The sequence below is a fragment of the Thermovirga sp. genome (genome assembly GCA_012523215.1).
Lineage (GTDB): Bacteria > Synergistota > Synergistia > Synergistales > Thermovirgaceae > 58-81.
In genome coordinates, this window is sequence record JAAYIZ010000054.1 from 1 (window position 1) to 6,886 (window position 6,886).

General features: G+C 59.8%; 6 protein-coding genes. 3 read left to right on the forward strand and 3 right to left on the reverse strand.

The window, feature by feature from the left end; all coding sequences use genetic code 11:
- Positions 1-211, forward strand: a 211-nt coding sequence (locus GX108_01785) for a hypothetical protein (protein ID NLO55776.1), incomplete at its 5' end; no start/stop codon positions are given.
- Between the two features lie 5 nt (positions 212-216).
- Here GX108_01785 and GX108_01790 read toward each other — a convergent pair.
- The 3 genes from GX108_01790 to GX108_01800 are packed head-to-tail and all read right to left on the reverse strand — an operon-like array spanning position 217 to position 4,488.
- Complete coding sequence (locus tag GX108_01790) at positions 217-1,383, reverse strand: efflux RND transporter periplasmic adaptor subunit (protein ID NLO55777.1); 1,167 nt, start codon at positions 1,381-1,383, stop codon at positions 217-219.
- 13 nt (positions 1,384-1,396) lie between these two features.
- Complete coding sequence (locus GX108_01795; GenBank protein ID NLO55778.1) at positions 1,397-3,778, reverse strand: ABC transporter permease; 2,382 nt, start codon at positions 3,776-3,778, stop codon at positions 1,397-1,399.
- Positions 3,775-4,488, reverse strand: coding sequence for an ABC transporter ATP-binding protein (locus GX108_01800; protein ID NLO55779.1), 714 nt, complete (start codon positions 4,486-4,488; stop codon positions 3,775-3,777). Before GX108_01800 ends, GX108_01795 begins: the two co-directional genes overlap by 4 nt.
- A gap of 86 nt (positions 4,489-4,574) precedes the next feature.
- On the opposite strand from GX108_01800, the gene malQ reads away from it, so the two are divergent.
- Together malQ and glgP are read left to right on the forward strand one after the other, a co-directional pair.
- The gene (gene malQ / locus GX108_01805) at positions 4,575-6,146 is read left to right on the forward strand and encodes a 4-alpha-glucanotransferase (protein ID NLO55780.1); all 1,572 of its coding nucleotides are present in this window, start codon (positions 4,575-4,577) and stop codon (positions 6,144-6,146) included.
- Positions 6,147-6,167: 21 nt separating this feature from the next.
- Positions 6,168-6,886: alpha-glucan family phosphorylase (gene glgP, locus GX108_01810; GenBank protein NLO55781.1), on the forward strand; the 719-nt coding region annotated here is incomplete at its 3' end.

Here is a 6,886-nt window from a genome sequence, read left to right on the forward strand (position 1 = left end):
GGCCTGGGTCGAGACCGAGCCCCGGTCGGCGGACGGCCTGAACCGGTACGAACCCTTCCTCGCGCTTCTCAAAAAGGAGGGCGAAACCTGGGTCATCGTCGATGTCCCCGCCCTGGAAGAGGATTCGCCGCCCGTCGACGACGATTACTTCAGGGGGCTCATCGAGGCGCATTTCGGCGTGTCCGAAGGGATCTTCCCCTGGGGGAGATAAAGGGTCTATCTGTCTTCGGCGGCCCTGGCCCTCTGACCCTCGCTGAGGTCAAGGCTGGCGTCCCGAACGACCACGTCGCCCTCTTCCAGCCCATCCAGTATCTCCACCATCCGTCGGTCGGTGATGCCGGTCCTGACATCGGTGGCATGGATCTTCCCACCCTCAAGCCGGAAGACCTTCCTGATCCCGTCCTCGGTACGGACAGACTCCACCGGCAGCAGCAGCGCATGCTCCCTGCGTGACGTCTCAATGAAGACCCTTACCTCGTAACCGGGTTTTAAAATGTCCGACATGGGAAAAGCAATAATAACCGGCACTCTTCTCTGGGCAACCCCAAGAGGGGAGACCTTTTCCTCCGCCAGGGGGTAGATCTTCTTTACATGGCCCTCAAGCGTACGTTTGCCCAGAATGGGGGCTGTGATTCTTACCCTGCTTCCCACCGTCACACCCCCAAGGGAGTCGCTGAGAACGTCGGAGCGTATCTCCATCTCGTTTTCAACCCCGAGAGCGGCCAGGAGTTCTCCGGCCATGACCACCTGCTCCTTCTTGACCGGGAGGTTTAGGATATAGCCGTCGATCGGGCTTTTCAGGGTCAATTCGGCCTGTTTCTTCTCCAGTTCCGAGACCTGTTGACGAAGGCCTCTGCTCAGTTCCGAGGCTGATGCCAGCCTGGCCTCGGCCTCGACCAGGTCCTTGGTGTATCGCTCTACTCTCAGGCTCGCCTGCTCGATTTCGATCCTTGACAGGGCACCTGCCTCGTAGAGTTTTCTGTAGCGTTCAAGGTTCCGGTCCTCATCCGCCAGAAGGAGACGAAGGCTTGCTGTCGCAGCAGCGTAACCGGTCTCGCTCTTCTCGGCCTGTCTCCAGTAGGCCCTCGTCTCAGCGAGGATCGCTTCCAGGTCAGGATTTGCCATGCCTATGAGCAGCTGGCCCTGCGAGACCTCATCGCCCGCCTCGACGGGGAGTTCCGCTATCCTTGCGGTCTGGGTGGCGTAGAAGTTCCTTTCCTCCATGGGCTGAAGGTAGCCGTCCTCCTCGACTCCGCTTGATATCTCCCCTCTGACGACCATGACCGCTGCCATCTTCTCGGGCCTGAGGAGGAAGAAGAGTGAGAGAGTCAGCAGCACAATGATCCCGGCAGCCGCTAAGATCTTCAGCCTTCCCTTTTTCATGGTTCATCCCTCCTCAGTCGTTAGCCTTCAGCGTCTCCACCGGCTGGAGCCTGCCGACGTTTCTTGCCGCAAGACCCCAGGAGACGAGGATAAACAGCCCTCCGCCCAGCACGGAGATAGCGTAGGTAGTTGGATAGCCCACCGCCTCGAAGGTGAAGAGGTCGGTGCTGACCCCGATCGCATAAGCCTCGGCCATTAGCCTGCCGAAGGGGAGCCCGAGCACGGCTCCCAAGGCAAGGAGAAGCAGGTTCTCTTTCCACAGCAACGATGAGATCTCTCCCACCGAGAATCCCAACACTCTCAGGCTTGCCAGTTCCCTCCGCCGTTCGGAGAAGGAGAGGGAAGAGGCGTTGAAGACTATGGCAAAGCCTAGCAGCACGGAGAAGAAGATCATTATTCCGATAGAATAATGGAGGTATTTCATGTTCTTTTCGAGGAACTGCACCTCTTTCTCCCTGCTGGTCACGGAGATGACGTTGATCATGTCTCCCAGGGCAGATCCGATGCTTCCATTGAATTCTTCGCTGGTGTTGAAGACAATGCCCGAGGCGACCCCCTGTTCGTTAAGCAGGCGGTTGGCAGTGCGAAGGCTTACGCTGGATGCGCTCCCGAAAGCTTTGCGGCTGATGCCCGCCACCCTCAGCATGCTCTTTCTCGGGGGACCCAGCGCCAGGATGGTCTCAACCTCCACTTCGTCACCCGTCCCCGCGCCCAGGATCCGAGCGGTGTACCAGTCCAGGAAGAGGCCCTCTTCGGGGAAGTCCAGTTCGTGTCCGTTCCGGGCGATCACCCTGCCAAGACTGGATCCCGGGTGCATCGCGAATAGGACATCCTCCCTGTATCTCCCCTTGAAGTGGATCCTTACAGGGAGTTCCAAAAGTGGTTCCGCCTCCCTTACCCCCGGAAGGTTCGATATGGACAGCAGATCGGCCTCTTTCACAGGGTTGACCGCTCTGACCAGGAAGTCGAATCGCCACTCCTTTTCGAAGTGTCTCTCCATGAGGTCGAACATGGAATCCCTGGCAAAGATGGATATGACTATCATTCCCACGGCAAGGAGGAGCCCCAGGATTGTGACGGCAGACCGGAACCTGTTCCTGAACATGGAGCGCAGACTCATACGCCAGCTCAGATCCAGTCGTTCCATGAGTCCCGGGATGTTCTCCATCAATGTCGGGCGTAAGGATCGCGGAGCGGCCGGTCTCATGGCCTCTGCGGGGCTTACCGCCAGCACTCCCCTGGCGGCCCAGACGCCGGACAGGGTCCCCACGACGAGGGTTGCCCCGAAAACCAGCCCCGCAGCCCTGAAGTGGAGAGCCTCCTCCAGGTGTGGCAGGTTGAAGAACATCATGTACAGCTTTGTCATCAGGCCTGCGAAGAAATAGCCAAGACCGGTCCCAGCCACAGCACCCGCCGATGCGGCGGCAAAGGCGTATCCTCCGTAAAGGGCCAGGAGCGAAACGTTGCCGTATCCCACAGCCTTCAAAATGCCTATCTGACCCCTTTGGGCCTGTACCATCCTCCCGATAAAGACGAACTGCATCAGCGCCGCTATCCCCAGGAATACCGTGGGGAGGAACCTTGCGAAAGCCTTTAGCTGGTTGAGCTCCACTCTGAGGATCGCCTCGCTTATCTGGTCCTTCTGTTCGTAGTCGGCCAGGCTGCCGTAAGGTTCAAGGATGTTCCTGATCTCCCTTGCTGCTCTTGCCCTGTCCGCCCCGGGGTTGAAGCGGACCAGCACCTGATTCACGGAACCTTTTTCGCCCAGTATCTGCTGTAACTGGTTCTGTGGAAGGACTGCCACACCAAAGAAGGATGGGTCTTCAAGCATGGATGAGGCGTCCTTCACAGCGTAGATGAAATCGGGGCCCGCCGCCGTTCCTGTTATGGTAAGAGTCTTCCTCCTCCCCTCGGCTGCTATGTCTATAGTGTCCCCCGGCCTGAAACCATGGGCCTCGGCGAACTGCCTGTTCACCAGTATCTCCACCGCGCCGCCTTCGGGGTACTTCTCGGCCATCCTGCCCGAGAGTACCTTGACCCTGTTGAGTTCCTGGCGGTCGGGTAGCGGGTAACCAACGAGCCGGATCATGGTCCTTTCGTCCCCGTCATTAATGACCGGCACGTCCTTCTGAATCCTCACAGAGGCCCGGAGGACTCCTGGGACTGCCTCAACGCGCGAAAGCACTCCCTCGGGAGCCCTGACGACATGGAAGAAGTGATCGGCAAAATCAGTCTCCCGGTAGAAGGAATCTCTGGAGCTTACCAGGTTGTCTGCCATGGCGGTCATCGTCACGAAAGCCATTACTCCCGTGGCGATCACCACAGCCGATGCTATGAACTGACCCAGGGTCGAGCCTATGGTCCTAAGGAGTTTTCTGGTCAGGACCGTCATCACCAGGAGATCCTCTCCGGCGGCAGGGGTTCCTCGTTGTATGTTTCCTCAACGATCCTGCCACTGCTCATCCTGATAACCCGACGGGCCATATCGGCTATAGAAGCGTTGTGGGTCACTATCACCACCGTGGTCCCGAACTTTTTGTTAATTTCTTCCAGTTGCGCGAGGATCAGCCTTCCCGTGGACGCGTCGAGAGAGCCCGTCGGCTCGTCGCAGAGCAATAATAGCGGGTTCTTCACAAGGGCCCTGGCTATGGCAACGCGCTGCTGTTCGCCGCCGCTCATCTGGGATGGGAAGTGGTCCATCCTGTCTGACATGCCTACACGGTCGAGCACGTCTTCGGTGGAGAGGGGGGAGTCAACGAGTTCCGCGGCAATCTCGACGTTCTCCCGGGCCGTCAGGTCGGGGATCAGGTTGAAGAACTGGAATACGAAACCCACCACGTTGCGTCGGTAGCGGGTAAGTTGCCTGTCGCCGGCGGTGGAGAGGTTCTCATCCCTGAACCAGACACCCCCGCCGGTGGGGACATCCATCCCGCCCAGTAGGTTAAGGAGGGTACTCTTGCCGGATCCGCTGGGGCCCAGGATGACGACCAGCTCCCCCTCGGGGATAGAGAGAGAGGATTCCCTGAGAGCCTCCACTGTAACTTCGCCCATTTCATAGGTCTTGAAAACCCTGTCGAGCCTCCAGGTCCGTCCCTTTTCCTGCATGAATAATACCCCCGGATGCCGTGAAGTATACATTCTGCCGTTTAAAACGGTCAAACCGGGTGTTGGTTTTAGGGTAAAATCAACGGATGGCGGATCAAAAAAGCTCCTGGGAAAGCAAGGAAAGAAGCTGCGGCGTCCTCCTCCACCTGCCTTCCCTGCCCTCTCGGTGGGGCGTCGGTGATATGGGGAGGGGGGCCGGCCTGTTCCTGGACTTTCTCCTTTCTTCGGGCCAGGCCCTCTGGCAGATCCTACCCCTCTCGCCCACCGACTCTGCCCAGGGGCACTCGCCCTACAGCGGCCTCTCCGCCTTCGCCGGGAATCCGCTTTTCATCAGCCCCGAGCTGCTCGTCGAGGACGATCTCCTCGAGGTATCCGACCTGGAAGATCATGGATCGGTGCCGGGAGGTTACTGCCGTTACGAGGCTGCCGCAGTCATTAAACGGAGTCTTTTCCAAAGGGTCTTTGAAAGGTCCTCCGACCTGTCCGACGCGGAGTACAGGCGTTTTCGCGAAGAGAACGCCTTCTGGCTGGAAGATTACGCGTTGTTCCGTTCGTTAAAAAGACGCCTCGCCCTTCCCTGGTACGAGTGGTCCCCACCCCTTCGGGACAGGGACGAGGACGCCCTCGCCGAGGCCAAAAGAGACCTGGACGACGAGATAAAACTGGAGACCTTCCTCCAATTTCTCTTCTTTCGCCAATGGGACCGCCTCCGAGGCCTCTGCCGAGAGCGGGGCATCCGGATCATCGGCGACGTGCCGGTCTACATCAGCCACGACAGCGCCGATGTGTGGGTCCACCGGGAACTCTTCAACCTCGATGCCACCGGGAATCTCGCCAGGGTGGCCGGCGTCCCCCCCGACTGCTTTTCAGCGAAGGGGCAGCGTTGGGACAACCCCGTCTACCGCTGGGACGTCCTCGAGGGGGAGCATTTCCATTGGTGGCTGAAGAGGCTCCGCCATGGGGTGGCATTATTCGACCTTGTCCGCATCGATCACTTCCGGGGGCTGGTAAAATTTTGGTCCATCCCGGCCGGTGAGAACTCCGTCGCCAGGGGCGCGTGGACCGATGCCTCGCCGAAGGCATTCTTCAAAGCGGTTCGGGAAAGCATCCCCGGGCTCCCCTTCATCGCCGAGGACCTGGGTTACATCACCCCCGACGTGACGGAGCATATCCGGCGCCTGGGCATCCCGGGGACGCTGGTGTTGCAGTTCGCTTTCGGCCCGGGGTTTGAAAAAAGCCCCTACGCCCCTCGAAACCACGGGAAGAATGCCTGTGTCTTCACCGGCACCCACGACAACAACACCGCCAGGGGTTGGTTCGAGTCCGAGGCGGACCCCTTGGCGAGGGAACAGCTGTCGGCCCTGGCGGGAGGCCCCGTGACGGGTGATAAGGTCTCCCTGGAGATGATCGACCTCGCCCTCTCCTCCCGGGCGAGGTTCGCCCTGTATCCCATGCAGGACATCCTGGGCCTTGGTGGCGAGGCCCGGCTCAATACTCCGGGGAAACCCAGGAGCAACTGGCTCTGGAGGGTAAAAGGGGAGCAGTTGCGGAATGCCCCGGCAGGGGAACTGGCGGTGATGGCGGCCAGGCACGGCAGAAGGTCTCCAGGGGTGGCGAAGGCCCGCCGGGACGAGGTAATGAAAGCGCCAGGCAAATAAGAGGTCAGGGGGTATTTGGGGATGCCGAAGATGCACTACGGAAACAACCTAGGGGATTCGCTGCGCTTCATGATGGAGCAGGATCCGTCTTTCCGGACGGTGGCATATTTTTCCATGGAGGTAGGGCTCAAGGGAAGCATACCCACCTACTCGGGAGGGCTGGGGGTCCTGGCCGGGGACATCCTTAAGAGCGCCGCCGACCTGGGAGTGCCCATGGCGGGCGTCACCCTGCTCTACCGGAAGGGCTACTTCCGGCAGGCCTTCAACGACTGCCTCCAGGAAGCGTTACCCGTAGAGTGGGAGCCTGGGAAGGAATTGACCCCCCTGCCCAACGAAGTCACGGTGAGGATCGAGGGGAGGGTCGTGAAGGTCCGCGCCTGGTGCCTGGAGATCCAGGGCAGGACGGGGTTCACCGTTCCGGTCTACTTTCTTGACACCGACTTCGAGGGAAACACCCTGTGGGACCGGGAGCTGACCTGGTACCTCTACGGGGGTGACGAACGCTATCGCCTCTGCCAGGAGATAGTCCTGGGCTCGGGGGGCCTGAGGATGCTCCGCGACCTGGGCTACTCCAACATAGACGATTACCATCTAAACGAAGGGCACGCCTCCTTCCTGCTGCTGGAACTCATCAGGGAGATGGGCTACGAAAATTACGACAGGGTCCGCGAGAGGGGCATCTTCACCACCCACACTCCGGTATCGGCGGGGCACGACCACTTCAGCTGGGACCTGATCGA